The following is a 25,730-nucleotide window of genomic DNA, read 5'->3' on the forward strand; positions in this document are numbered from 1 at the left end:
TTACTCTGTTTTCAATCTTAATGTGTTGAGCACATCTTGCGGTTTCTGAAACTTAAAGCTGATCTTATCATCCTCCTTAACTTTTTGTACTCCTTCCAGCACGATTTTATCACCAAGCGTTAAACCATCGCCAATAATATATAAATCGGGCAATTCTCCTTTAATGGTAATGGCTCTGGAATGCACCTTGTTTCTATTGTCAACCACGAAAACATAAGTTTTATCCTGAATTTCGTAAGTTGCTTTTTGAGGAATCACCAATGCATTTTTCAAGGGAACAAGCATTTGAATTTTTCCGGTTTCACCATTTCTCAGTAAATTATCGGCATTGTTGAAGCGTGCCCTGAAAGCAATGTTTCCGGTTTCACTATCAAATTCACTTTCAATGAGCTCTACTTTACCTTTAGCTTTCAGCAATTCGCCATTTGCCAGAAGCAAACTCACTTCTTGTTGGCCTTTTGCTTTTACAGCTGATTGATAATTTAAATATTCTGGTTCAGAAACATTGAAGTAAGAGAAAACCTGGCTATTATCAGATAAGCTCGTTAACAAAGCACCTTCTTCTACCATACTTCCTAGTTTTAAAGGAATTCTATCAATGGTACCATCAAATGGCGCCCTGATTTCGGTAAAACCCAAATGCATTTTAGCCATCGCAGTTTCGGCATTGGCCGACTGCAATTTAGCTTTTGCCATTGCTAACTCGTTTTTAGAAACGACGTTTTTATCGGTTAGCAATTTTGTATTTTGAAGTTCTATTTCAGCAGATTTAGTCTCTGCCTGCGCTTTCAATAATTCTGCCTGAAGCATTTTTGGCATAATTCTGAATAATACCTGTCCGGCGTGCACATGCTGACCTTCATCTACATAAATATTTTGTAAATAACCTTTTTCCTGTCCGCGGATTTCGATGTTCCTTACCGATTTAATCTGCGAAACATACTCTTTAGTAAAAGATGTATCGATTTTTAATGGTGAAGTAACCGCATAAGTAACTACTTCTTCTTTTTCCTCTTTTTTTGAAGTACAACCTGTTACGTAAAGCAAAGCACTCAAAGCGAGGCACATTACATTTCTTTTCATTGTGTTTTTTTGAATAGTTTATCTGATTTTTATCTATCTGATTAATTTGAGGGAAATTAATTTAAGACGACCCCGGTGTTTTTGAACCGTGGCCTTCTGTAGATTAGCATACCCTATTTGATTAATACTGATACGAAATAACTACAGATTTATGAAGTTATAATGAAGTTGAACTTCAGGTTGGAAAAAGTGGATTCTGCTATTAAGATAAGAGGCGTAAGAATTGAGTTTTAGTTAACCGCAAAGAGGGCAAAGGTTTTCGCGAAGGACGCAAAGCAGGTTGACATGGAGCGACGCGATTGATAGGATAATAGCGTTAAAATGGTTTGTAACTATTGCTAATACATGAAGACTAGGTAAGTCGCGATGAGCTTACTCGAACTAAAATTTTCGAAAAAAGAAGATTTAATTCATAGCAAGGCGCTACAACCAAGAATATAATATATTAAGACAAGAAGCTTAAGAATTGAGTTTTAGTTAACCGTAAAGAACGCAAAGGATTTCGCGAAGAACGCCAAGGCCAGATTCAAAGCTTGTATCCTGATGCCAAAACCAGTTATAAATATGTTAGGAATATTATTGAATTTAAGATGATAACGTTTTACGCATCATAATATCAGTTTGCTCATCATCACCCATTTTAAAAATGTGCCGATCAAAAGCGATGAAGCCATTCTTTTCATAAAACCTGATTGCCCTTGGGTTTTCTTCCCAAACGCCTAGCCAGATGGTATCTTTCTTTAATTGTTCGGCAGTAACCACGGCCAGCTCGTAAAGCATTTGGCCAACCTTTTTACCGTGGTGACTTGATTTGACATAAATCCGTTCGATTTCTAAAGCCCTATTTCCCTGATCTTCCGTTTGTGCAGCGCCTACATTCACTTTTAAATAACCTACCGGCAAACTTCCCTCCCATGCAACGAAAAACATGGATCCATCATTATTTAGTTCACTTTTAACTTTTTCATCACTGAAATTCTCATCAAGATATTTTTGCATATCCTCTTTTGTGTTGCTCCCTGAGAAAGTTTCGTAAAAAGTTTCCTTGCCAATTTGTTGAATTGTACTAATACTTTCAACCGTAGCTGCAGTAATTGTGATATGCTCCATGTTATTAAATTCAGTTTCCAAACTTATATAATCCTCCGCTATCCACCTTTAACATTTGTTAAATAATTTTTCAGCTAATTTTATAAAGATCTTTTCTGGTATTAATAATGAAGCCCTTCCATAAATCACAAACAAGCCTGTTCTATTTTTTGTTAAACTTAATCTAATCCAAAATAGATATGAAAGAAGAACGCCCATATGTAACCTGCCTAATGATGACTTCTGTTGATGGAAAAATTCTCGGAGAAAAATGGGGCAACAGTGAAAAAATGGAAATCCTGAGAGGGAAATTTGAACAAATCCATGAAGAAATTGGAATTAAAGCCTGGATAGTGGGGCGTACCTCGATGGAAAAAGACTTTACCGATTTTGCAAAGCCAGTTATAAAAGATGACCAGCCTCCTATGGATCGCAATGATTATGTAGGAAAACATGATGATTCCGGAAGGTTTGCCATTGCTTTAGATGGAAAGGCTAAGCTTGGCTGGGCCGAATCTACCATGCAGGGAGATCATGTTATTACGATTTTAACAGAACAAGTAAAAGACGGCTATTTGGCACATCTTCAGGATATTGGCGTATCCTATATTTTCGCTGGAAAAAATGAAATTGATTTAACCGTTGCGTTAAATAAACTGCGTAGCTTGTTCGGAATAGAAAAACTGATGCTGGAAGGCGGTGCCCGGATTAATGGGAGCTTTTTACAGGCTGGACTAATCGATGAACTTCACCAATTATTGCTGCCTATTGCAGATGGTGGAACGGAGACCTCATCCATTTTTGAGATTGATTTAAAGGATAAGACAAACGACGCAACCTTAATGAAACTTAAAAAAGTAAAGCAAATTGAGGATGATGTGTTGTGGCTTAACTATATATTCTAACTATTTAAGTTAAAAAATAAAATCAATTACAATAGAATTAAACAGTTAGCGTTCCACATTTATAATTAATGCCAAATACCACCTTATTAATCAGATCATTGTCAACCAACAAATTATTAGTCTTTAATGTTTAAATATCTAAGGAATTTCTTCCTGCTTACGCTCAGTTTCATTTTCATCAGCACAAATTTCGCACTTGCCAATAATGAAAAAAGATTATTGAAATCAAAACAGGTTACCATAACCGGCGGACGGGTAGCAGGATCGGTTACTAATGATGGGGTTTTGTCTTTTCGTGGAATTCCTTATGCAGCTGCACCGATAGGAAAACTGCGCTGGAAGGCGCCTCAACCTCCCTTGCCCTGGAAAGGCGTTAGAAATGCAGATGATTTTGGACCACGTCCCGTTCAGGAATCCAATCTTTTATATGAGTTTCGATCAAAGGAAATGAACGAAGATTGTCTCTATTTAAACGTATGGACTTCAGCTAAATCAAATCAGGAAAAACGCCCTGTTTATGTATTTATCCACGGCGGTTCTTTTATTCATGGCGATGGTTCACAACCTGCTTATGATGGGGCAAGTATGGCAAAACAAGGCGTGGTTTATGTATCTATCAATTATCGGCTGGGTGTTTTCGGGTTTATGTCGCACCCTGAACTCAGCAAAGAATCTGGCTATGGTGGTTCTGGAAATTATGGCCTATTAGATCAGGTAGCTGCTTTAGCTTGGATCAAAAAGAACATCAGTCAGTTTGGTGGCGATCCGAACCGCGTAACCATTGGAGGAGAATCTGTCGGTGCACAATCTGTAAGCGCCCATATGGTATCACCGCTTTCGCGCGGGTTATTTACCGCTGCAATTGCAGAGAGTGGTTCTTTAATTGATGTTCGTGCCTTGGTTCTGCCGTTAAAAAAATCAGAAGAACTCGGAATTGAGTTAACCAGTTTTGCAAAATCAAGCTCCATTGAAGAAATGCGGTCAATGCCTGCAGAAAAACTATTGAAATTAGTAGAAAAAGGTAATCCACGTCGTTTTAAACCAGTTGTTGATGGCTATTTCCTGACAGAAACCCCTGAAAAGACATTTATATCCGCAAAGCAGGCAAATGTTCCCTTATTAATTGGCTGGAATGCCCAGGAAGTACCGGCAGTAACGTTATTCAGGCTTCGCCGCATTAACACCAAAAATTATAAAGCTGCTGTTGAGCGAATTTACAAAGACAAGGCAGCAGATGTTCTGGCGCTTTACCCTGCAGCAACAAATGCAGATGTTAACAAGGCATCTAGTGAGTTCATGAGCGACAGGCTGATTAATTACAGCAGCTGGAAACTTGCTGAGCTGCATGCAAAGCAAAAAACTGCCCCTGTTTACAGATATTTGTTCGCTCATCCTCACCCCGGCCTTAATCAACGCACCATAAGGGAAGGAAATGCCTTTCAGGTATTGATTAAAAAACTTGTTAATAGAATAATAGCAGGTACGTCATTCCACGCTTCTGAAATTGAATACGCGCTCGGCAACCTTGATGTTCAGGATAATTACGACTGGAAACCTGAAGATTATGAGGTATCGAAGCAAATGCAAAGCTATTTCGTCAATTTTATTAAAAATGCAAATCCGAACGGACCAGGGATAGATGAAATTCGACTCACCAACTGGCCAAAATATAACGAAGGAAAACAGGCTCAGTTCTTAAAGATAGGAAGAAACAGTAGCGCAGAAACGGATGCTACTAAAGAACGTTATCTCTTTTTCGAGAATCTGGAAGAAACAGACTAAAAAATCCTCAGGTACTACTTGATGCGATTGAACACAAAGTAAGAAAACGCGGTTATTAAAACCTGATGGTCGCGTTTTCCATATCATGATAGAGCAGCACCGTCCATTGCTGTTCCTTTCCTTCTTCTTCCCATTTTTGCCGTGCTTCGAGTGCTTTTCTCCCATCAAAATCATTTTTAAAAGCCACCTGAAATTTCAGGTAATTTCTTTGCGGTAAATTATCTGCGCCATAAAATATCGTTTCCCCGTTTTCCTTAATCCAAAATACCTGATGGTTGGGCGTATGTCCACCAGAAACCTCATATGAAATTTCATCTGTGATGTTGCCTTGATCATCATTAAGCAAAACAACATTAGGCAGCAAAGCTAGCTGTTCCAGCATTTCTGGCCGATAAGAAGGATTTCCCTCTTGCGCAAGGGCAAAATCTAACTCACGTTGCTGTATATAAATGGTCGCATTAGGAAAACTACTAATAAATTCTCCGTCTGAAAAATACCCGATACCATCAATGTGATCTTTATGCAAATGGGAAATAAGGACTTTCGTAACCTGTTCCGGATCAATACCTTCATCCGTTAAGCGTTGACAAACCGGGGGTAATCCGCCCTGATCTAAATTAATTCCTGTGTCTAACAAAATCACGTCCTTCTTCGTGGTAACCAAGAAAGGTTGAATGGCTACCTTTGCCCCCGATCCTGTTGACGAAGAATCAATTAAAGAAAATTTTTTACTTTTATTTACGGTGTAGTTTCCCAGTGTCAGTGCTATTACGCTCATTTATTTGTTATTTTCTGATGGCAAATCTGGTAATAATTTGCAATATTCCAACAACTTTAAACACGTCTGGTTTAAAAAGAATCAGCTTTTATACCTTAATAGCCGATTAGGTATTAAGGTGTAAAAGCTGAAAATTCACTACAACCAAATTACATTACACCAATAATCCATCCTTTAGTGTTATATAATCTACCTTCCCGTTTAACGTTAGTGGAATACTATCCAGAAGCTTAGTTTTTACACATGCCGGATGAATTTTTACCTGCTCATAAAGTAATTGCCTCACGGCCTTTTCATCAATCCCTGCATCTGTATAGGCAATAATTATATGCTTATCCTCCTCCGCGATGCAAATGAATCTTATACCATCGAACTGCTCACTCAAAATCTGCTCAATTTCATCCAGGTTTATTCGTACCCCAAATAGCTTAATGAACCGTTTACTCCTACCCGTGATGTAAAAAAAGCCATCCCCATCTGTCCTCGCAATATCGCCAGTATGTAAGACGCTCTCCTGTTGATACATCAACAAATCTTCCGCTTTTGTCGCATATCCGCCATAAATGTTCGGGCCATAATACCTCAATTCGCCAGACTCCGGGTCGATATCTAGTTTCCCTTCTTTTATTGGCTTCCCGATCGACCCTAATTTATCCAACAAATATTCTGGTGGTAAATAAGAAATTCTTGCCGTGGCTTCTGTTTGGCCGTACATGGAAAAGAAAGCGATTTTATGATCAACTGCATATTGCCCGAAGACTGCTAAAATTGAATCATTCAACCGTCCTCCCGCCTGGGTTAAATAACGCAATGACGGGTATTTTTTTTCTAGAAACCCAATGCGTTTCAACAGCTCATAAACATAAGGAACTCCGGCAAGTGAGGTATATTGAAACTGCTCCAGTTCGTTCCAAAATTCCTTTTCCATAATGGTGCTATTGGTACAAATGATGCTACCGCCAGCAAGTGAATTACTGGTGAAAACCGAGAAACCATAAGAATAATAAAGTGGCAGATTAAGTGGGGTAACATCAGCTGGATGAATAGGCAAATAATCTATAATAGATAAGGCATTGCTCACTATATTTTGCTCAGAGAGCTTCACAAATTTTGGAGAACCGGTGCTCCCTGAAGTATTGATTAGCAACTTTATCTGCGCATGTACCTGAGTTTTGACCGTTGCCGTTTGCTTAAATAACTGATGTTCAGGCCCTGCATCAGTAGAAAAACAACCCGCAATTACTGCCCGTAACGGATCATAAACATAATAGGGTTGATAATGTTGCTCCAGGTTGGTTTTATAATCTTCATTTAAAGCTGGACTTAACAAAGCGATTGTAAAATCACTCCTTAAAAAGTTAAGCAAAACCTCAACAGATTTCAGCTGGTTATCCAGGTAAAGAAATACCAGCCCGGAAGTTTTATCTATCGCTAAAGACTCATGAAAATCTTTGGGTGTACGGGAAATGCCTGTTAGCGGATCAATGTATCTTAAGTTACTGTTACTTAATATCAGTTCGTAAAGCCGGGATATATTTTCCATAGATCGGATCAGTTAAAAGAGATGTGATGTTTGGTCAGCACTTGTTTTACATTCATAAAGCTTGACATTTCCAGCACATCCTCAATTGCAATGGTGAGGTTAAATGCGGTTTCTATTGCTTCAACCAGAAACAGATGCGATACAGAGTCCCATTCTGCAATGCCCTGGTACTTTAAATCTTCCGTCACCTGGTCAACCGGGATTGCCAGTGCTTCTGAAAATGCTTGTTTCAATTTTTCTATGTTGTTCATATAAATAGTCTTTGAAGGTTTTTAAGTTGAGGGTTATATTTTAACGGTTTTCCATTTCCCCATTTTAAAAACAGTTACACAGCTGCAGGAAAGCACAATCTCCGAAATGAGAATGGCCAGAAAAATACCTTTCGGACCCCATTGGAAATAAATTCCGAGCAGGTAAGAGAGCGGCAGCTGAATAATGTAAAACATCAGGATATAGAGTGCGGTGACGATATTTACGTTTCCTGCAGCGTTGAGTGCCCTGGAGATTACCATGGTATAGCCAAAGAAAAAGAAGGCTACTGACATGTATTGAAGGTATTCTGAAGCATAAGTTAACACCGCTGTTTCATGGGTAAAAAAACTGGCAACAGATTTGGAATAAAACAGCAAAAAAATCGCGATGCTTCCCAAATAGCACATATTGAATATGCCTGTTTTCCAGATCGAAGCTTCTGCCCTATCTGGCTGTTTAGCACCAAGATTCTGCCCGGTGAGCACACCAGCAGCATTTGCGATTCCGTATGCTGGCAATACGCTAAACATGATAATCCGGTTAGCAATGATATAACCAGCCAGCACGCTTTCACCAAGCTTGGCTACAATTACAATCATAATAAACCTGCTGGAAGATGGAACAAGATATTGCACCATACCAGCAGCTGCAAGTTTTATCAGTTTTTTCATTACCGAAGGAACCATCATTAATTGTTTCCTGGAGATGATGATACGCTTATTGCCTTTAATTAAGTACCATACCTGGTAGGATACACTAAATACATTGGCCGTAACCATGGCAATAGCAGCACCGAGTAAACCAAAAGCAGGAATCGGCCCCAAACCAAAAATGAGAATTGCACATAAACAACCATTAAGAACGTTTGAAAATGCTAACGTCCTCATGGCCATTGAGGCATCTCCGGAGCCGCGAAATATGCCATTGATGAGGATACGCATAATCATAAATAGGAGACCAGCGAACATGGTTTTAGAAAATACATTTCCGTAGGCCACCAGGCTATCTGAAGCACCCGCAAACTGCATAATCTGCTGATTAAAAATTAAAGCAATGCCACTGCAAATCAAGGATAAAATTATGCCCAGGTAAATTACCTGCATCGCTGCAAGGCCTGCACTTTTAGGTTTCTGCTCTCCTACCCGCCTGGAAATTACTGCTGTTGCAGCGATGCTGAGGCCTGTAGCAACCGATTGAATCAAAATAATAACCGAGTTGGTGATGCCTACCACAGTAATCGCCCCTTCCCCAAGGCTACTCACAAAAAGCAGGTCAACCAGTACGAAAAGTGATTCCATACTCAACTCCAGCATGGTGGGCACAGCGAGCAGGAAAGTTGCCCTGTTTACACTTCCTGAGGTGAAGTTTTTTTCAGTCCCTTGCAGGGCTATTCGAAATAAATCAAATAAATAGCGGATTCTAAGTAACACATTTTAAGGTTTAAAGGGTTAAATCAACAATTGATTTGAGGTGAACCGGAAGATCTGAGGTACTGAAAGATTGAAATGCAATTCGCTGCTCTACCTCGTAAACTGTTCTTCCCGCAATTTGATTGATGATTTGCGAATTCCGGTAGGCACCCATTCCTAAATCCGGTGTGGAAATTCCATGAGTGTGCAATTCTGCATTCTGAACAAATATTTCATTACCTGCTTCATCAATGGTATAATTTCTGTATACATCATAATTTCCATCCTCCAGGCGCCTGATCCGGTGAGAAATTCCAGTTAAAAAATCTGGTTCTACATATTTATAGCCTGTGGCAAGGATCACATAATCCGTATTGATCTCGAAACTGTTCTGCTGCTCTACCTGTGAAAAATTTAGCAGATAAGATTCATCTTCTTCCTGGCAGATATCATTCAGCTTGCTATTGGCCATCAATACTACCTTGAGTTGATCATCACTGATGTTCATGGCATACAAACTGTTGTAAATTTGATTAATCAACTCTGCATTGATGCCCTTGAATAAAATATGCTGACGAGATAGCACATCTTTACGCTGTACTTCGGGCAGATTATGAAAATAATCAATGTAATCTGGTGAAGTGAGTTCGAGTGTTAACTTGGTATGATTTTCCAGCGGAAAAAAACGTTCAGACCTGGTGAACCAATTTAATTTCATACCCTTTTTAACCTCGGGGAGTAAATCCTGAAAAATCTCGGCAGCACTTTGCCCGGAACCTATAATAGTAATCGATTCCTTTTTAACGAGGTTTTCCTTATGGTTAAGGTATTGAGAAGTGTGAATGACATCTTTAAGCAACTTCTTCTTAATCACTGTTGGAATGTAAGGACTGGTACCTGTACCTAAAACCAATTTGTAAGTTTGCCAGGTATGGGTTTCGCCAGAATGGGTGTCTTGTGCGGTTACCTGATAAACACCATTTTTATAAGTTACCGAAACCACTTTTTTAGCGTATAAACAATTGTTCAATTGCCCTAATACCCACTTGCAATAGGCATTATACTCCTTTCTGAAAATAAAGAAATTCTCCCGGATATAAAACTTATACAGGCGACCACTGTGTTTCATGTAGTTTAAAAAACTATACGGACTCGCCGGATCGGCCATGGTAACCAGGTCGGCCATAAAAGGAACCTGTAGCGTTACCTCATCAAGCATTAAGCCCGGATGCCAATTAAACTCATCCGACTGATCAAGGAAAAGCGTATCAAGATCTGCTACCGGTGCCGATAAGGCGGCAAGGCCGAGGTTAAAAGGGCCAATCCCGATCCCGATGATATCGTAAATTTTAGTTGTTTTCATAGATAGATAATTGAGGTAAATGATAATCATGCTGCGGAAATTTTTCCCAATACCACTCCCGTAAGCAGAAATTGAGGTATGCTTTTTTATGTGGCATCTCGATAATGTGCTGGAGTTTAAAACCTACCTGTACCTTATTCATGAGCGCCGCCCGGGATTCGATCGACCCTTCTCCTACCAGCCTGCCTACCTCTGGTTGCATAAAAAGCCATTCTACAATACTTCGTGTAATGAGCGATGGAAATTTCTTTTGCTTATCTGTTGGAGCTATGAATAAATGGGTGCCATAATCTGAAGGCAAAACGTCGTAATAATCGCCCAGCATATCGCTCGTAGCCCAATAAACTTCGAAATTGAAGGTTGCTTCTCCATTCACTTCGCCGATGTAGCTGTGAGAAATTCCTTCTGCCAATAGCGTTCGATAAAAATGTTCCAATTCTTTTAAAGACCAGTCCATTTTCCAGATGGCCTTGGCGTGGTCTGAATGGAACCATTGATGAACCATTGGAAGATCTTTTTCCAGATCAAACGGCCGGATTTTGATCGCTACCTTTTCCTGATCAAAATATCGATAAAAAACATACGCTGTTGATGGTGGATCAAGCAGTTTAGTACTGTAAAAATAGCGCTGTAACGGATTAAAAATTGATCGTACATAGTTATGTGAGCATTTAAAAAGTTCTCCTTTAATCGCTAAACGCCGCTGATGAAGTAGTTTTTCAATAGCCTCATTTTGTTCTTGTTGCGCAATAGATTTTAACTGAATGTAAACACACTTCAATAACTCCTGCTCCTCCATAATTTTATGCCTACCTAAAAGACTGACCAGCTGAAAGACCTCATCTAGTTTATATAGAGGTAACGACCAGTCAGTTATTTCTTTCAAATATTGATGAATCAAGGGCATTACCAGATCTTCAGAAAACGATTTGTCTCCTGTTAGTTTCGATTTAAACCTTTTAATAGCAGGAGCAAACTGTGCTTCCAGCGAATCTCGAAAAATGATTTTTTTTCTTGCAAAAGTTAAAGTATGCGATGATAACATGGTCTGGTCTATTGGCGACCATTCCGGATAAAGATTTTGAATTTCAGCGGTTGCTAAATCTAAAAACTGAATAACTTCAATTTCCGCCAATTCATCCTTTTCCACATCAATTGCAAATCCCGGAAATTGAAAGATATGGTTTCCAATTGCACTGAAATACACTAGCGGGATAAATACTTCCGCCTTATTTGCTGGAAAACTAATTTTGAGGTGCGAATCCAGTTTGCTTTTTTTGATCGCTTTTGCCAATACTTCATGGCATTTTGGAATCCCCATGTACCTGGTCGAACTTCCAAATTCAAGGCAGTATTGATTCACAATGGCCGTAAAAATCTGACTTTCCACATCAGCAACTGGCTGATTATTGTTCGGAATATGCTGCTCCATAAGTTTTGATAATGCTTAGAATATGCTGAATATCATGGATAGTAGTAATCGGATTGAAAATGGTAAACTTCAGGTAAAAAATTCCATCTACTTTGGTACTGGCTACCAATACCTCACCCGAGTGAAACATCTTCTTTTTGATGTATTGATTTAAGGCACAAAGATTTACCTGCGGCAGGTTACCTGGCTTGCACCTGAAAACCAGCACACTAATGTCAGAGCTGCTGAGTAATTCCAGTTCAGGATCTAGGTTAATGAGGCTAGCGGCCGCCCTCGCCGTGGCAATTACCGTATCCATGTATTCACCAAGTTTGTTTCTTCCCAGCAACCTTAAGGTAAACCATAATTTCAAAGCATCGAATCGCCTGGTACTTTGCGTAATGGACTTGTTAATCTGCGCAGGATATTCCTCGTAATTCTGTTCTTTCGGATTTAAATAATCTGCATGATGTCTGATGATCTCCAGCGAGGTCTTATCGCGAACAATAAATGCACTGCTGCTGATGGGTTGAAAAAATGACTTGTGGTAATCTATGGTAACGGAATCTGCTTTTTCTATCCCTGCTAATAAATGCCTGTGCTGATCTGTAAGTAATAAACCGCAACCATATGCCGCATCTACATGCATCCAAATCTTGTATTTTGCAGCTAGAGCGCTGATGGCTTCCAATGGATCAACATTACCAAAGTCGGTGCTTCCGGCTGTAGCGACAATGGCGAAAGGAATATTCCCTCTTTCTCGCTCCTTCTCAATTGCTTTTTCAAGAGCATCAGCCTTCATCCTAAAGCGATTATCGGTTTCGACCTGAATCACCCCCTGCTCTCCCAAACCAAGAAGTGAGGCATTTTTCAGGTTACTGAAATGAGATTTATCCGAAACAAAAACCCTGAAACGGTTGGCTTCCGGAGGATTTCCACTCACTTTTATATTATGGTTAAGCCTGTTTTGTGCAAAACAATCTCGCGCCAGTAGCAAACCCATGAGGTTACTTTGAGAGCCACCACCAGTAAAAACGCCATCTGCCTGCTCGCTGAATCCAATCTGCTCAGCCGTCCAGTCAATTAACCTACGTTCCATCAGCGTTCCGCCAGCACTTTGATCCCAGGTATCCTGCGAGGAATTGATTGCACTGATTAATACCTCTGCCGCAAGTGCGGGGATTACCACCGGGCAATTAAGGTGTGCGATGTAATTAGGAAGGTGAAAGGCAGTAGCATGGTCTACATACAATTCCTGAACTTCCTGAAAAAGTGCGTCATAATCAGCCAGGGGAACATCGAACGCTATCTTTTTAAACTGTTCACCCAATTGATGTGGCGTAATGCCACTGAAGGGTTTTTGCTGTTGATCAAGAAATTTGAGTACCATAGCCTTGGCCTGGTCTATGGCCTGACTATAGGAATCTGCAGATTGTTGATGAAACAGGTCTGGAAAACCGGATGGCTGGGCCATAACAGTTAAAGTCTGATCTGCGGTCAGATCTGAATAAGGTATATTTTTCATGGTATGGAGGTTGGTTTTAGGTTAAGATCGCCAGGTTACTTTCTGATCAATTGGTGTTCGTTTTTTCTTTACAGGCATACTGGAAAGATCGGTATACCCCATAAAAAACAGGCCCAGCGACTGTTCATTTTCGGCTAAGCCAAGTGTTTTCACATAATCTATAGCAGATCCACCAGTTGCCCAGTAAGAAGCGATGTTAAATGAAGTGGCACTAATAGCCATATTCTGTACTGCACAAGATATCGCTGCCAGTTCTTCCCACTCTGGAATATTTATCTTCCTGCTTTTTATAAAAATAATTGCGACCATGCAGGCTGCTTTGAGCGGATAATCTTTTAGGTAACTGTACTTCGCCAGCTTTTTTTCTGCATCTGGTATATCCTGATACAAATGCTCGTAATAGGAACTCATATACCTGCCATACTTAAGCAATTGACTATCAGTTAACACCACAAAACGCCAAGGCTCGGTCATTTTATGCGTGGGCGCCCGGGTTGCGTTGGTGAGAATTTCTAACAACTCCGCCTCAGGGATGGTACCACCCAGATATTGATCGGCGTAAATGCTTTGTCTTTTTTGAATGTAATGGGTAACCACTCCGCTATCTCGGACCAGTTCCGTTTCGGTAAAATTAATCTCTTTTCTCATGGTAGATGAAGGATTTTTAAACGGTAAAAAATAAATAAGAAAAATTAGTTGGTATTTAAACTAAATAAAAATAGATTTGCCAATGCCAATGCTTATTTAGACTAATTAAAGATAATAGCAAATGTAAATGTTCTGTTGATTAAAACAATAATTATTTTAAAAATCATTTTTTTGAAAATTTAGAACGCTAATTATCAAACACTTACTTAAACATTACCTTTTCATTACCAGTACCTAGCTTAACCAAATACCTTTAACCTCTACCTAAAAAACCTACTAAAATGGAATTGAAAAACGAAGAATTAACCCGGCAATTGCCTCCAATGGTTCCCTTGATTATTGAGGTTTTGCCCATCGAACGTGCCATTATTAAGAGTTCTGCCATGCAGTTGCAGAAAGAATTTGAGCACTATGAGTCGCCAGCATATATCACCTCCCTACACCAGAATGCTTATGCATTATTGCCCGAGCGAATTGCCGCTTTACTTAGTAACCTCAGCAATGATTTTTCCAGCAGTCAATATGGCGCTATTGTTTTTATAGGTCTGGTTGATGTAGATCAGGATGCTTTAGGCCCTACTCCGGCATCCTGGAAAGAATCTGATGATCGCAAATTAAATTTATACGGATTTATATCCACCCTGCTTCATGGTGCGGTTCCTTCCAAGCCTGTTCAATACTATGTTCAACGTAAAGGAGGAGGCATTCTGCATGCAATCATTCCCGAAGAAAACATGTGCTTTTCGCAGACTGGGGCAGGTTCAAAAACGGATCTTTTTGTACACACCGAAGATGCTTTTTTATATCATCCGGCAGATTTTTTAAGTTTTTTATACCTCAGAAATGAAGAGCAGGTAAATTCTACTTTATATTCTATCCGCTCGCATGGAGAACCTGATGAGCTGATGAAAGAACTTTTCAGAACCATCTATAAATGCCCTAAGGACGCCAATTTTGATATCGAAGAGGCGCAGGGAGAACAGGAAACCACCTCTATTTTATACGGAAATGCCAAACGCCCTTTCATCCGGTTTGATGCTGCAGAACAAATTTATAATGAACAAGCCGATCAGACACCTGAAGCATTAAGCATTTTAAAACAGTTTTGGGCCAAGGCAAAATTGCTCATCTATGATCAGTTTATTCCCAATGCCGGAGATTTGATTTTTGTAAACAATCATTTATGTGCCCATGGCCGTACCGCTTTCCAGGCAGGTGTTCGGGCTGTTGATGGAGAGATTGTATCCTGCGAACGCAGACAGATGCTTCGCATGATGAGTAAAAGCAGTTTAATTCATATGCAATCGCTTGCACACCCCGAAAATCCATTTTTAATTATGGAAGATCATTATGGCAAAGTAATCACCGCACAATAATCCTATCAAATTCAACCTATGAAAACACAACCTAATACCAATAGCTCCATAAATAATCAGTTATCGCCCGAAACTGCCATTGCCCATTTGGAACCCGAAATATGGGAGAAAGTAAACCGTTTGCAAGTGCGAAAAATGCTTTGTGAATTTGCGCATGAATTATTACTTGTTCCAAAACTGAAGCGTATTCATGGCGCATGGGGACTTTATACTTTGGCCACTGCCGATGGAGAAAAAGAATATCAATTTCTGGCGCAAGTACTCGGATTAGACCATTGGCATATTGATACCGATTCTGTCACGAAAATCGTTGATACGAAAATTGTAGCGCTAGATGCCATCGCTTTTATCATAGAATTTAAAAAAGTGCTCGGCTTTACAGAAGTTAATCTGCCAACCTATCTGGAGGAAATCATCAGCTGCCTTTACGGTAGCGCTTATATGCATGCAAATACAAAATTGACGGCTAAAGATCTAACCGCAGCAAGTTATGCCGATACGGAACATGCAATGATTGCCGGGCATCCTTGTTTTATTGCCAATAGTGCCAGGATAGGTTTTGATGCCATAGATTACCAAAATTACAGTCCTGAAGCAGCAGCCCCACTTGCGCTGATTTGGGTAGCCGGACAGGTAGATTGTACAGAATTTACGAGCATTTCTCCGCTCACTTATCAACAACTTTTAAAGCAAGAACTAGATGAAGAAACCACTCAGCTCTTTAACGATGAACTACTTAAGAAAGGCTTAGATCCTAAATCCTACCTCTTCTTCCCGATCCATCCATGGCAGTGGTTCAACAAATTAATTCACCTTTTTGCTCCTGATATTGCAGCTGCAAGACTAGTTTGCCTGGGCTATAGCAAAGACCATTATCTGCCCCAACAATCTGTACGCACATTTTTTAACGTTAGCGATACCAGTAGATATTATGTAAAATCTGCACTTTCTATTCTGAATATGGGCTTTATGAGGGGCTTGTCGCCCTATTTCATGCGTACCACACCAGCCATTAATGAATGGGTATCAGACATTGTGACGAATGATGCTTATTTGCAGAAAAAAGGCTTCACCGTTTTAAAAGAAATTGCCACCGTAGGTTATACAAATCATCACATCGAAAAAGCGATTAAAGTGGATAGCCCCTATAAAAAAATGCTGTCTACACTTTGGCGGGAAAGCCCGATGGGTAAAATAGCACCCGGTGAACGTTTAATGACGATGGCTGCGTTATTGCATGTTGATGTCCATGGAAACGCACTGTTACCGGAACTAATTAAAAGTTCTCCCCTGGATACCAGGCAATGGCTGGAAAGTTACCTGCAATGCTATCTGAGCCCGCTTTTACATTGTTTTTATTATCATGATATGCGTTTTATGCCACATGGCGAAAACCTGATACTAGTATTTAAGGATAATGTTCCGGTAAGATCAATCATGAAAGATATTGGCGAAGAGGTTGCTGTAGTTAATCAGCAAAAAGAATTGCCGGAAATTGTAAAGAGGATCATTATTCCCGTTCCGGAAGACCTTAAAATCCTATCTATTTTTACGCAGATTTTTGATTCGTTCTTCCGCTTTCTAAACCATATTCTGGTTGAGCATGTAGCCTTTCCAGAAGAACAGTTTTGGAGTTTGGTAGCAGATTGCATTACCGAATACCAATGCGAATACCCCGAACTTGAAGAAAAATATCGCAAATATGATCTGTTTGCTACAGAAATCATCAAAACCTGTTCCAACCGACTGCAGATGCAGAATAGCCAGAAAATGCTTGATGGAGCTGATCCATTTAAAAACCAAAAGTTTGCTGGTCTCCTGAAAAATCCGTTAGCTGCTTACCAGATCAACCTCTCACAGAAATAACCATTCAAAACCCACCTATTTACCTTAAATCTCAAAAACATGAACATACAAACAATGGTTACGCCTACCCAAGTTGCTTTGCACCTCGAAAAACCAGTTTGGGATCACATAAACAGACTTCACCTTCGAAAAATAATTGCAGAATTTGCTCATGAGCGCATTATCTCCCCTGAGCATACTGCTGAAGAAAATAACTGGAATTACTATGTTTTGCGGGATAAAACAGCGGAAATTGCTTACACCTTCCGTGCTAAAATTCTTGCGCTAAACCACTGGTATATTGATACGGATTCGCTGGAAAAATATGTAGCGAGCATCCCTGCAGAAATTGATGCCCTGAGTTTCTTAATTGAATTTAAAGATGAGCTTGGCATCCCGGATGAATCATTCCCCGTTTACCTGGAAGAGGTTTGTAGCACATTAAGTGGAAGTGCTTACCTCAACTTTTACGGCAAACCAACCTCCGAAGACTTGCTGACATCCGGGTATCAGCAAACAGAATCGACCATGACCGGGCATCCACGTTTCATCGCAAACAATGGCAGAATTGGTTTTGATGCCAGCGATTACCGGGAATATGCACCAGAAACAGCCGAACCTTTTTCATTGGTTTGGCTGGCTGGCCACAGCAATACTGCAATATTCACCGCCATTTCTACACTGGATTATGAGCAGGTAATTTTGCAGGAACTCGGATCAGAAAACTTACAGCTTTTCAATAATATTTTAATCAATAAAAAACTGAATCCGGAAGAGTACTTCTTCATCCCTGTGCATCCATGGCAATGGTTTAATAAGCTGGCGAACATTTTCGCTGCTGATATTGCCACAAAACAGTTGGTTTGCCTTGGCTATAGCAATGATCAATACCTGCCACAGCAATCTATCAGAACATTTTTCAATGTAAGTAATCCACAGAAATTTTATGTAAAAACGGCGCTCTCCGTGCTTAACATGGGCTACATCCGTGGATTGTCTCCAAAGTTTATGAAGACTAATCCGCCCATAAATGAGTGGATTTACAATTTGGTAGAAAATGATAGCTACCTGCAGGAAAAAAAGTTCCTTATCTTGAGGGAAATAGCCAGTGTAAGTTTCGCCCATCAATATTATGAAGCTGCTATAAACGAAGATAGCCACTACAAAAAAATGCTCGCTTGTTTATGGAGGGAAAGTCCGGTAAGCAAATTAAAGGAAAACCAGCGATTAATTACAATGGCCGCATTGCTCCATATTGATAATAATGGGAATGCGTATCTGCCTACGCTTATCCACGCTTCCGGTTTAAGCACCTCAGATTGGCTGAAGGCTTACTTTGCTTGTTATTTAAGTCCGCTGCTTCACTGCTTCTATAAGTGGGATATGGTCTTTATGCCACATGGTGAAAACCTGATTATGGTACTGGAAAACCACATTCCTGTTCGAGCGATTATGAAAGATATTGGTGAAGAAGTTTCCTTACTCAATACTATACATCCTGTTCCTGAGGCCGCCTTAAGGTTATCGGTAACCGTTCATGAGGCTGCTAAAACTTTGCCACTGTTTACACAAATTTTTGATTCCATTTTTAGATTTATCTCAGCCATTCTGGTGGAGCATGGTGACTTCAGCGAAAATGAGTTTTGGAAGCTGGTTGCAGATTGCATTCTTGATTATCAAAAAGAACACCCCAAATTTAATGAAGACTATCAAAAATATGATCTTTTCGTCAAGGAGTTTAGTCCTGATGCACTGAACAGGCTCCAACTTAATAACAATCGCCAGTTGCGAAACCGGGCGAATCCATTTCAAGACCTCCCTTACATTGGAAATATGAAGAATCCAATCTACCCCTACCAACACGGAACTTCCAACCCCAAGGATCCGGGCAACCAAAAAGAATAAACACAATTATATATAAACCAGACATGAATATTATGAAACAATTTTACCCCGCTCGTTCGGCTAGGACGAGTCTATGTTTAAACTTTTGGTCTTTAATTACCGCAGTCTTTATACTGTGTATCACTTCCTCAGCTGCAATGGCTAAATACAGCAGGCAGGAAAATGGATCTATTTCTGGAAAAATTACCACCAGTGACAAAAAACCTGCAGAATTTGCTACGGTTTCGTTGGAAGGATTAACAGATGTAAGTGTCGACAAATCCGGAGTTTACCAATTTAAAAATCTGGCTCCGGGAACCTATATGCTTAAGGTGAGTTTTGTTGGTCAGCAGCCACAACTGAAGACCATTGTACTTCAGTCAGGAGAAAACATTACCGCAGACTTCTCCTTTTCATCAACCGCTAAAGATTTAAATGAGGTGCTGATTGTTGGGGATAAATATAATGTATCATCCAGGAAAGAAAGCAGATACGTTTCCAGGTTACCGCTGAAAAATTTGGAGAATCCGCAGGTGTATTCTGTAGTGGATAAAGAATTAATAAAGGAGCAAATGGCACTTACCCTGGAGGAATCATTCCGCAATATTCCAGGTGCAGCTCCTGCTAAAACTGGCGCAGGAATGCCCGCTTTTTTCTCCAGGGGGTTTCAAACCAGCGAAAACTTTAGAAATGGTATGGCTACCTTTCTAAGAACGGGAATTGATTTATCTATGGTTGACCGTGTGGAAGCCATCAAAGGGCCATCAGCAACGCTTTTTGGTGCGGCAATGACTTCTTTCGGTGGATTGGTAAACTATGTGACTAAAAAACCTTACGATACCTTCGGGGGTGAAATTTCTTACGTGCAGGGAAGTTTTGATTTAAGCAGGTTAACGGCAGACATTAATACGCCAGTGAATAAGGATAAAACGTTGCTTTTCCGAATGAATTTTGCTACGCAAAAGGAAAACTCATTTCAGGATCAGGGACTTGGAACAACTTATGCAGTAGCGCCAAGTATTTCCTACCAGGTAAATGACCGCTTGATTTTTAGGCTTGATGCAGATTTACAAACTTATAAAGGCACCTCATCTACGGCCTGGGCTACCGGAAGCAGGGTAACTGCAACAAGTTATGATCAATTAGCAATTGATTATAAGCGTTCGTTAATTGATAACTCATTTGTTGGAAACCAGCTTTCGAATAATGTTTATGCACAAGCTGAATATAAAATTTCTGACAACTGGACGTCACAAACCAATTATTCATTCAGCAATGGGGAATATAATGATCTCCTTTATTTCAACCAGACCTGGTTAACCAATACTACTATTGCCAGGGCCATCAGTGTCTTTTCGCCAGAAAAATCCGGAAGAAAAGAAATTCAGCAAAATTTTACAGGGGATTTTAAAATCGGGACTTTAAGAAACAGACTGGTGGTTGGACTGGATTATATGACTCAATTCAGGAACTTTAAATTTACCGCTTTGCAACTGGATACCATTACACTCAATACGCCTGTAAGAGATATTCGCCTGCAACAGGTAGAGAATAGACTGGGTACAATTAGTACACCACAAAGTTTAAACAAGCAAAATACCTACAGCGCTTACTTTTCTGATGTGGTAAATTTTACGGATAACCTGATGGCAATGTTTAGTTTACGTGCAGATCGATTTATGAATGAGGGTACGATAAACAACCTGACCCAGGTGAAAGCAGGTAATTATAATCAAACTGCTTTTTCGCCTAAGCTGGGTATAGTTTATCAACCCATAAAGGATAAGGTAGCCATTTTCGGGAACTATATGAATGGCTTTAGAAACGTTGCAAACACCACACAGCCGGATGGTTCCATTTCTGTCTTTGAACCGCAGCAAGCCAACCAGTGGGAAGGTGGAATAAAGCTGGATCTGATGAATAAAAAGTTAAACGCTACCATTAGCTATTATGATATTTCGGTTAAAAATATCACCAGGGTTACTACAATCAACAATCAAAATTTTACGGTACAAGATGGCACACAGGAAAGTAAAGGAATAGAAATCGAATTTATTGGTAATCCTTTCCCTGGATTCAATTTCGTATCGGGCTACGGCTATAATGACAATAAATATAAAGATGGCAGTCCGGCATTAACAGGCAAACGTGGCGTTGGAACGCCAAAAAATGTTGCCAACATCTGGTTAGGTTATACCCTATTAAATGGCGGTGCGAAAGGTTTAGGCTTCGGTGCAGGCGCCATCTATGTAGACGATACCTTTTCGAATGCAGCAAATACCTTCGTATTGCCAAAATACACCGTTATTGATGCTACAGTTTTCTTCAACAGGCCGAAATACCGCGTCAGCTTTAAAGCAAACAACATTCTGGATGAAAAATACTGGATCTCTGATGGTTTTTATTCTCGTCCGCAGAAACCGGTAAACTTCCTCGCCAGCCTGACTTTTAAATTCTAAAAAATAAAAATAAGAGGCTCACCAATGGCATATCTCTCCAACCATATTATCTATGTATGTGGTAATTGTGAGCCTCTTTTAAATCAAGTTTAACTTAAAAATAGCTAATGAAGAACCAGATTATATCTAAAAAACCGTTTGACACTGAAAGTTATAGCAAGCAATTGATACTCGGAATCTTGCTTACCATTGCAATTTTAGATCATACCCGGCTTTTCTTTCATTATTGGAATACCAATCCAGGCGATTTGGAAAATACTACCCCTATCCTCTTTTTTACCCGCTTTATTTCTCACTTTTTTGCCCCAGTTGTATTTTTCATCACAGGCACTTACCTGTTTCAATGGAGTCGGCGTAAATCCAGTCAACAGATTTTTTATAACCTGCTATTGTTAGCCTTCCTGCTGATTGCGATTGAACTGGTGATTAATAACTTTTTCTGGACATTTGATTTACAATACCGCACCATTGGTCTGTTTATTATCGGAGCATTAGGTTCAAGTATTTTCTTATTGGCTTTTCTTCAGTTCATGCCTAAAAAGTTACTGATCGTGTTTAGTATGCTGGTTTTAATCGGCCACCATTTATTAGATGGGTTTGTATTAACTGGTCAATCATCAACAACGATTTTATGGTCGGTATTCCATCAGCAAAAATACATTCCAGCAGGAGAAAGGCTTTTTATTATAAATTACACCATTATCCCGTGGTTTGCCATACTCAGTTTAGGCTATGCCATTGGGCATCTTTATCAAAAAAAATGGCTTTTAACAGCAGGTATTGTGCTAACAAGTTTATTCTTTATCCTCCGCAGGATCAATCTTTACGGAGATCTCCAGCCATGGTCTAAACAGGAAACCTTTGAAAAAACTATGCTTTCCTTTTTTAGTGTAACGAAGTATCCTGCATCTACAGATTTTGTTTTGATTACATTGGGACCGATGTTTATCTTTCTTCACTATATTGAAGGTGTCCGAAATAGACTGACAAACTTCTTCGTTACGTTTGGTTCTTCCCCACTGTTTACCTATTTGTTAAGTACTTTGATGATTCACCTCGCCGCTATGGTGGGGCTTTTCTTCATCAATCAACCTTTATCCGCTATGGTTATTACCCCTAAATCATATGTAAAAGGAAATGAATTATCAAATTATGGTTACACACTTATAGCAGTTTATCTCTTATGGATGATTTTTGTTTTTCTACTGTATCATTGTTGCAAATTTTATCAAACCTATGTGTTGCGTAAATAAGAGCTTGGGTATTATCACAAGTTCCGAGATACTATCCAATTCAATAGGAAGCTATTTTATGACATCCATGGTGTTAAAATTCTACTGTAATTTACTTGATGGGTTTAGCGCAACAAGCTCAACCACTGTCGTTTTTTCTTTGCATATTTTAACTTAACATTCTGATAATCAATTGACTTAGTAAGGCCATTGTACGTATAGCGGTTTAGTCATCCAGGGATATTTGATTATCGAAAAACTAAATGGTGATTGATTAATGAGGATATCATATGTCCGTTTCTCAATATATAGTTCCCAGCGATCATCTTGCTCGCCTAACAAGCCATCCCTGATGAGCCAGTTGGCCCTAAAACCATCAATAGAACTTGATCCAATGGCTGTCCAATACTCAATCGAGGCCTGCAGCAGTTGCATCATCATTTCTTTATCAGCAGGGCTGATGATTGTTTGATTTGTAATGGGTTCGAGAAGCGGGATGCCACATAATATTTTATTCAGCACCAGATCTGGTTCATTAGTCTCCATCTGGCCCCATGCTAAAAACTGAAGATAATGAACAGCCGCAGCCTGCTTTTCAGGCTCGAATACTTTTTTATCGTCTATAAGGTTTAAGCGTTCAAAAAGTATAGGAATGTATTGGTTAATTAATACCAGACCCGCATTTTTGACAGGAATGCTTCCTTTAAACATTTCTTCCGGTTGGTTGATCATAAATTCATGCGTTTTTCTTTTAATCATTTCTGTTTTGGATTGAAGTTAATGTTCGCCACTACATACTACTTCTTCTACATTCAAATCCTTAACAATACCGCTTACTTCCTGAGCGGCGGCATTTTCTCTTTTAAAAGAAAGTTCAAAATAAAACATGCCGCATATTGTTTATTTGCCATTGGTAGTGCTTATTTGTTCGTAGGCAATTTCAATGGTGTCAATCGCTACCTCATTGCCGTCAGATTTTATATCGGTACCGGTAACTTTGGCGGGCCATGCATTGCTTAGTGTCCACTGCATGGTTACCTTGCCAACTTCATCCAGCAACTTAATTAAGATGGTTACCCTTTTAATGGTATTCATCTTAATATCTGCATGCCAGTTCCAAAAGGTATTGTCGTTAACGAAAATGCCTCTTTTCATCGTCACATTACCATATTTGGAAATACCAGGCATTTTTTCCGTAGAAAAAAGCGGACTATTACTTGCGCGGTATTCGATAATTTGAGTTTCTACATCCATTCCGGAAACTTCCTGAAAAGCCACACCTTTTAATGCTGTACCAAAGTCTACTTCAAACCTAAACTTGGGCATTGGCCAGGTTGAGCCTTGTTTACTGCCATCATCTGCCATAATCTTATATTTTTAAAGTGAAAAATAATTGTGTTGACTAAACACTAATCTGCTATTGTCATTTCCTGCTGGAAGGTTAATACAATAAACTCTGCCGGACGAACAAGGGCTACTCTTACCACCACAGTCATGATGCCATTCAGCACACCATTTACAGTCATGGTGGTACCCATACCACAGGCTACAGAAAATGCATCAGCAGGTGTTGCGCCCATTAATCCACCCTCTTTCCATACTGAAGTGAGGAAACTACTAATCATCGATTTTACCGCTTCCCAGGTATTTTTATCATTGGGTTGAAAGACGTATGCATGGCAGGCCAATTTGCACGATTGTTCCAGGAATGTCATGGTCCGCCGCACATTGATGTATTTCCAATCCTGGCTATTGCCTTCCAGTGTACGTGCACCCCAAACTAAAATACCTATGCCATTAAAAAAGCGAATGGCATTAATGGATTTACCCGAAACAGCATCCATGTTTAAGTTGCCTTGCTGACTTTCAGATAAATTGATGGGCAGTGATGATGCACCTACAATACTCGTATTAGCAGGTGCCTGCCATGGCCCTATCTGGTTATCAGTGGTCGTAATTACACCAGCCATTGCACCACTAGGGGGCAAAACATTTGCTATAGTTAATACCTGATTAATAATTTCAGTATAAGTTTTGCTCGCGTTTAGCAAGGCATTATGATATTGTGTTACGGTTAAAGGCGTAGCTGAAGGATTATTTATATTGACCAAAATTTGTGCTGCCGCAGCATTTGGATGATTGGTAGGATTTAAAAGTGGTGCCAATTGTTTCGCATCTCCACCAAACAGGTTTGTATAATCTATATCTGATACCTGCATAGTAGTGGTACCGATAAACGGATAATAAGCAGCCCCGTAATCAAGTCCCACCACTCCGATATTATTTCTAAAAGTCTGTATATCCTGTGTATATAAAATTGGATCAGGATTTCTACCGCCAATCACATCAAACAAAGCCATAGCCGTTTGCATTTTTGTACACTGAAGCAGCATAGCTTCCATTAGCGTACCATTATCCGTTATAGATAATAAAGTTGCCTCAGGGCAGATGTACATGGTTGGCTCCTGCTCATTCAGTAACAATTGTAGCCCGGCAGTTAAATCAGCCAGTTTCACATTAGGATTGACCAAAGGCGCACCTAAAGGCAGAGGACTTTTGGATGGCGGCCCATAAGTACCCACAGAAACGATATAAGCATCGCCACCACCATTATCATAAAACATTTTAATGCTGTTATAGAGGTAATAAATGGTATTGGGATCAGGAAGAATAGCATAGTCATTGCCATCAATGATTAAATAGTCCGGATCAACTGGCTTTGATTGCTGCTGCACAACATAATATTCGGGACTATACTGTTTCGCCGGACTCGCCGGGGCCGGCGGATCAGGATAACAATAGAAAGCCTTAAAATCTGAAAATGAGCTGATCTTTTGCGCTACATTGGCATAAGACCTTCCCTCATACATGGCCTGAGGTGTGTAACCAATAAATGCGGGCACAGCGGTTGCAATTGGAACTACTGAATTAGGGAAAGCACTAAGCTCGTTGATGTAAACACCGGGAGATTGAATGTTAGATAAATTCATACGTTATTTTAGTAATGGATTGGCGTTAAGTGATTTTTAAAAAACCTCAAGCCAATTTAGGGATTCGGATGGTAATATTTTAAAAAAAATACCTGCATCAAAATGATGATTAGCCTATAAATTGGCAATCTTTATTTAAAAACCAGGGTATTCTGG

The 25,730-nt window shown here is 39.7% G+C and carries 20 protein-coding genes; 7 read left to right on the plus strand and 13 right to left on the minus strand.

Going from position 1 to position 25,730, the window contains the following annotated elements; all coding sequences use genetic code 11:
• Together SOM16_RS16260 and SOM16_RS16265 are read right to left on the minus strand one after the other, a co-directional pair.
• Window positions 1-1,083 carry an efflux RND transporter periplasmic adaptor subunit gene (locus SOM16_RS16260; RefSeq protein WP_320465051.1) on the minus strand — a complete coding sequence of 361 codons (1,083 nt, stop codon included), beginning with the start codon at window positions 1,081-1,083 and terminating at the stop codon, window positions 1-3.
• Between the two features lie 585 nt (window positions 1,084-1,668).
• Window positions 1,669-2,193 carry a GNAT family N-acetyltransferase gene (locus SOM16_RS16265; RefSeq protein WP_320465052.1) on the minus strand — a complete coding sequence of 175 codons (525 nt, stop codon included), beginning with the start codon at window positions 2,191-2,193 and terminating at the stop codon, window positions 1,669-1,671.
• 179 nt (window positions 2,194-2,372) lie between these two features.
• Between SOM16_RS16265 and SOM16_RS16270 the strand changes: the two genes are divergently transcribed.
• Together SOM16_RS16270 and SOM16_RS16275 are read left to right on the plus strand one after the other, a co-directional pair.
• Entirely contained in the window at window positions 2,373-3,077 is a 705-nt protein-coding gene (locus SOM16_RS16270; RefSeq protein ID WP_320465053.1) for a RibD family protein, read from the plus strand.
• A 126-nt stretch (window positions 3,078-3,203) separates the two neighbouring features.
• Window positions 3,204-4,859: a carboxylesterase/lipase family protein gene (locus tag SOM16_RS16275; protein WP_320465054.1), complete on the plus strand. Its 1,656-nt coding sequence runs from the start codon at window positions 3,204-3,206 to the stop codon at window positions 4,857-4,859.
• A 55-nt stretch (window positions 4,860-4,914) separates the two neighbouring features.
• Here the strand turns inward: SOM16_RS16275 and SOM16_RS16280 are convergent, their stop codons facing one another.
• From SOM16_RS16280 to SOM16_RS16315, 8 genes are all read right to left on the minus strand, one after another.
• On the minus strand, window positions 4,915-5,637 hold the full coding sequence (locus SOM16_RS16280) for an MBL fold metallo-hydrolase (protein WP_320465055.1): 723 nt from the start codon (window positions 5,635-5,637) through the stop codon (window positions 4,915-4,917).
• A 154-nt stretch (window positions 5,638-5,791) separates the two neighbouring features.
• Window positions 5,792-7,180: an AMP-binding protein gene (locus SOM16_RS16285; RefSeq protein WP_320465056.1), complete on the minus strand. Its 1,389-nt coding sequence runs from the start codon at window positions 7,178-7,180 to the stop codon at window positions 5,792-5,794.
• 8 nt (window positions 7,181-7,188) lie between these two features.
• Window positions 7,189-7,431, minus strand: a complete 243-nt coding sequence (locus tag SOM16_RS16290; RefSeq protein WP_320465057.1) for an acyl carrier protein — start codon at window positions 7,429-7,431, stop codon at window positions 7,189-7,191.
• 33 nt (window positions 7,432-7,464) lie between these two features.
• Entirely contained in the window at window positions 7,465-8,862 is a 1,398-nt protein-coding gene (locus SOM16_RS16295; RefSeq protein ID WP_320465058.1) for an MATE family efflux transporter, read from the minus strand.
• 10 nt (window positions 8,863-8,872) lie between these two features.
• Window positions 8,873-10,204, minus strand: coding sequence for a lysine N(6)-hydroxylase/L-ornithine N(5)-oxygenase family protein (locus SOM16_RS16300; protein WP_320465059.1), 1,332 nt, complete (start codon window positions 10,202-10,204; stop codon window positions 8,873-8,875).
• Entirely contained in the window at window positions 10,191-11,636 is a 1,446-nt protein-coding gene (locus tag SOM16_RS16305) for a GNAT family N-acetyltransferase (protein ID WP_320465060.1), read from the minus strand. The genes SOM16_RS16300 and SOM16_RS16305 overlap by 14 nt, the downstream gene beginning before the upstream one ends.
• Window positions 11,611-13,140 (minus strand): aspartate aminotransferase family protein, encoded by a 1,530-nt coding sequence (locus tag SOM16_RS16310; RefSeq protein WP_320465061.1) that lies wholly within the window; start codon window positions 13,138-13,140, stop codon window positions 11,611-11,613. The genes SOM16_RS16305 and SOM16_RS16310 overlap by 26 nt, the downstream gene beginning before the upstream one ends.
• Window positions 13,141-13,161: 21 nt before the next feature.
• The gene (locus tag SOM16_RS16315; RefSeq protein ID WP_320465062.1) at window positions 13,162-13,788 is read right to left on the minus strand and encodes a nitroreductase; all 627 of its coding nucleotides are present in this window, start codon (window positions 13,786-13,788) and stop codon (window positions 13,162-13,164) included.
• Between the two features lie 281 nt (window positions 13,789-14,069).
• On the opposite strand from SOM16_RS16315, the gene SOM16_RS16320 reads away from it, so the two are divergent.
• From SOM16_RS16320 to SOM16_RS16340, 5 genes are all read left to right on the plus strand, one after another.
• Complete coding sequence (locus SOM16_RS16320; RefSeq protein ID WP_320465063.1) at window positions 14,070-15,164, plus strand: hypothetical protein; 1,095 nt, start codon at window positions 14,070-14,072, stop codon at window positions 15,162-15,164.
• A gap of 18 nt (window positions 15,165-15,182) precedes the next feature.
• A complete protein-coding gene (locus tag SOM16_RS16325; RefSeq protein ID WP_320465064.1) occupies window positions 15,183-17,030 on the plus strand; it encodes an IucA/IucC family siderophore biosynthesis protein in 1,848 nt (615 codons plus the stop codon).
• 39 nt (window positions 17,031-17,069) lie between these two features.
• Window positions 17,070-18,914, plus strand: a complete 1,845-nt coding sequence (locus SOM16_RS16330; RefSeq protein ID WP_320465065.1) for an IucA/IucC family siderophore biosynthesis protein — start codon at window positions 17,070-17,072, stop codon at window positions 18,912-18,914.
• A gap of 32 nt (window positions 18,915-18,946) precedes the next feature.
• Window positions 18,947-21,352 carry a TonB-dependent receptor gene (locus tag SOM16_RS16335; protein ID WP_320465066.1) on the plus strand — a complete coding sequence of 802 codons (2,406 nt, stop codon included), beginning with the start codon at window positions 18,947-18,949 and terminating at the stop codon, window positions 21,350-21,352.
• Window positions 21,353-21,459: 107 nt separating this feature from the next.
• Window positions 21,460-22,605, plus strand: a complete 1,146-nt coding sequence (locus tag SOM16_RS16340) for a hypothetical protein (protein ID WP_320465067.1) — start codon at window positions 21,460-21,462, stop codon at window positions 22,603-22,605.
• A 177-nt stretch (window positions 22,606-22,782) separates the two neighbouring features.
• Here SOM16_RS16340 and SOM16_RS16345 read toward each other — a convergent pair whose 3' ends face one another.
• The 3 genes from SOM16_RS16345 to SOM16_RS16355 form a co-directional block, all read right to left on the minus strand.
• Window positions 22,783-23,343, minus strand: coding sequence for a contractile injection system tape measure protein (locus SOM16_RS16345; RefSeq protein WP_320465068.1), 561 nt, complete (start codon window positions 23,341-23,343; stop codon window positions 22,783-22,785).
• A 141-nt stretch (window positions 23,344-23,484) separates the two neighbouring features.
• A complete protein-coding gene (locus tag SOM16_RS16350; protein WP_320465069.1) occupies window positions 23,485-23,949 on the minus strand; it encodes a phage tail protein in 465 nt (154 codons plus the stop codon).
• 44 nt (window positions 23,950-23,993) lie between these two features.
• A complete protein-coding gene (locus tag SOM16_RS16355; RefSeq protein WP_320465070.1) occupies window positions 23,994-25,574 on the minus strand; it encodes a phage tail sheath family protein in 1,581 nt (526 codons plus the stop codon).
• Window positions 25,575-25,730 lie beyond the last annotated feature (156 nt).

The organism is Pedobacter sp. CFBP9032 (assembly GCF_034045265.1).
GTDB lineage: Bacteria > Bacteroidota > Bacteroidia > Sphingobacteriales > Sphingobacteriaceae > Pedobacter.

Excerpts from the sequence above, each read along its gene's own strand:
- SOM16_RS16270 (WP_320465053.1), top strand. The coding sequence starts at position 2,373 with ATGAAAGAAGAACGCCCATATGTAACCTGCCTAATGATGACTTCTGTT.
- SOM16_RS16310 (WP_320465061.1), bottom strand. The coding sequence starts at position 13,140 with ATGAAAAATATACCTTATTCAGATCTGACCGCAGATCAGACTTTAACT.
- SOM16_RS16260 (WP_320465051.1), bottom strand. The coding sequence starts at position 1,083 with ATGAAAAGAAATGTAATGTGCCTCGCTTTGAGTGCTTTGCTTTACGTA.
- SOM16_RS16275 (WP_320465054.1), top strand. The coding sequence starts at position 3,204 with ATGTTTAAATATCTAAGGAATTTCTTCCTGCTTACGCTCAGTTTCATT.
- SOM16_RS16285 (WP_320465056.1), bottom strand. The coding sequence starts at position 7,180 with ATGGAAAATATATCCCGGCTTTACGAACTGATATTAAGTAACAGTAAC.
- SOM16_RS16345 (WP_320465068.1), bottom strand. The coding sequence starts at position 23,343 with ATGATTAAAAGAAAAACGCATGAATTTATGATCAACCAACCGGAAGAA.
- SOM16_RS16340 (WP_320465067.1), top strand. The coding sequence starts at position 21,460 with ATGAAGAACCAGATTATATCTAAAAAACCGTTTGACACTGAAAGTTAT.
- SOM16_RS16300 (WP_320465059.1), bottom strand. The coding sequence starts at position 10,204 with ATGAAAACAACTAAAATTTACGATATCATCGGGATCGGGATTGGCCCT.
- SOM16_RS16355 (WP_320465070.1), bottom strand. The coding sequence starts at position 25,574 with ATGAATTTATCTAACATTCAATCTCCCGGTGTTTACATCAACGAGCTT.
- SOM16_RS16265 (WP_320465052.1), bottom strand. The coding sequence starts at position 2,193 with ATGGAGCATATCACAATTACTGCAGCTACGGTTGAAAGTATTAGTACA.
- SOM16_RS16290 (WP_320465057.1), bottom strand. The coding sequence starts at position 7,431 with ATGAACAACATAGAAAAATTGAAACAAGCATTTTCAGAAGCACTGGCA.
- SOM16_RS16305 (WP_320465060.1), bottom strand. The coding sequence starts at position 11,636 with ATGGAGCAGCATATTCCGAACAATAATCAGCCAGTTGCTGATGTGGAA.
- SOM16_RS16315 (WP_320465062.1), bottom strand. The coding sequence starts at position 13,788 with ATGAGAAAAGAGATTAATTTTACCGAAACGGAACTGGTCCGAGATAGC.
- SOM16_RS16320 (WP_320465063.1), top strand. The coding sequence starts at position 14,070 with ATGGAATTGAAAAACGAAGAATTAACCCGGCAATTGCCTCCAATGGTT.
- SOM16_RS16280 (WP_320465055.1), bottom strand. The coding sequence starts at position 5,637 with ATGAGCGTAATAGCACTGACACTGGGAAACTACACCGTAAATAAAAGT.
- SOM16_RS16335 (WP_320465066.1), top strand. The coding sequence starts at position 18,947 with ATGAAACAATTTTACCCCGCTCGTTCGGCTAGGACGAGTCTATGTTTA.
- SOM16_RS16330 (WP_320465065.1), top strand. The coding sequence starts at position 17,070 with ATGAACATACAAACAATGGTTACGCCTACCCAAGTTGCTTTGCACCTC.
- SOM16_RS16325 (WP_320465064.1), top strand. The coding sequence starts at position 15,183 with ATGAAAACACAACCTAATACCAATAGCTCCATAAATAATCAGTTATCG.
- SOM16_RS16350 (WP_320465069.1), bottom strand. The coding sequence starts at position 23,949 with ATGGCAGATGATGGCAGTAAACAAGGCTCAACCTGGCCAATGCCCAAG.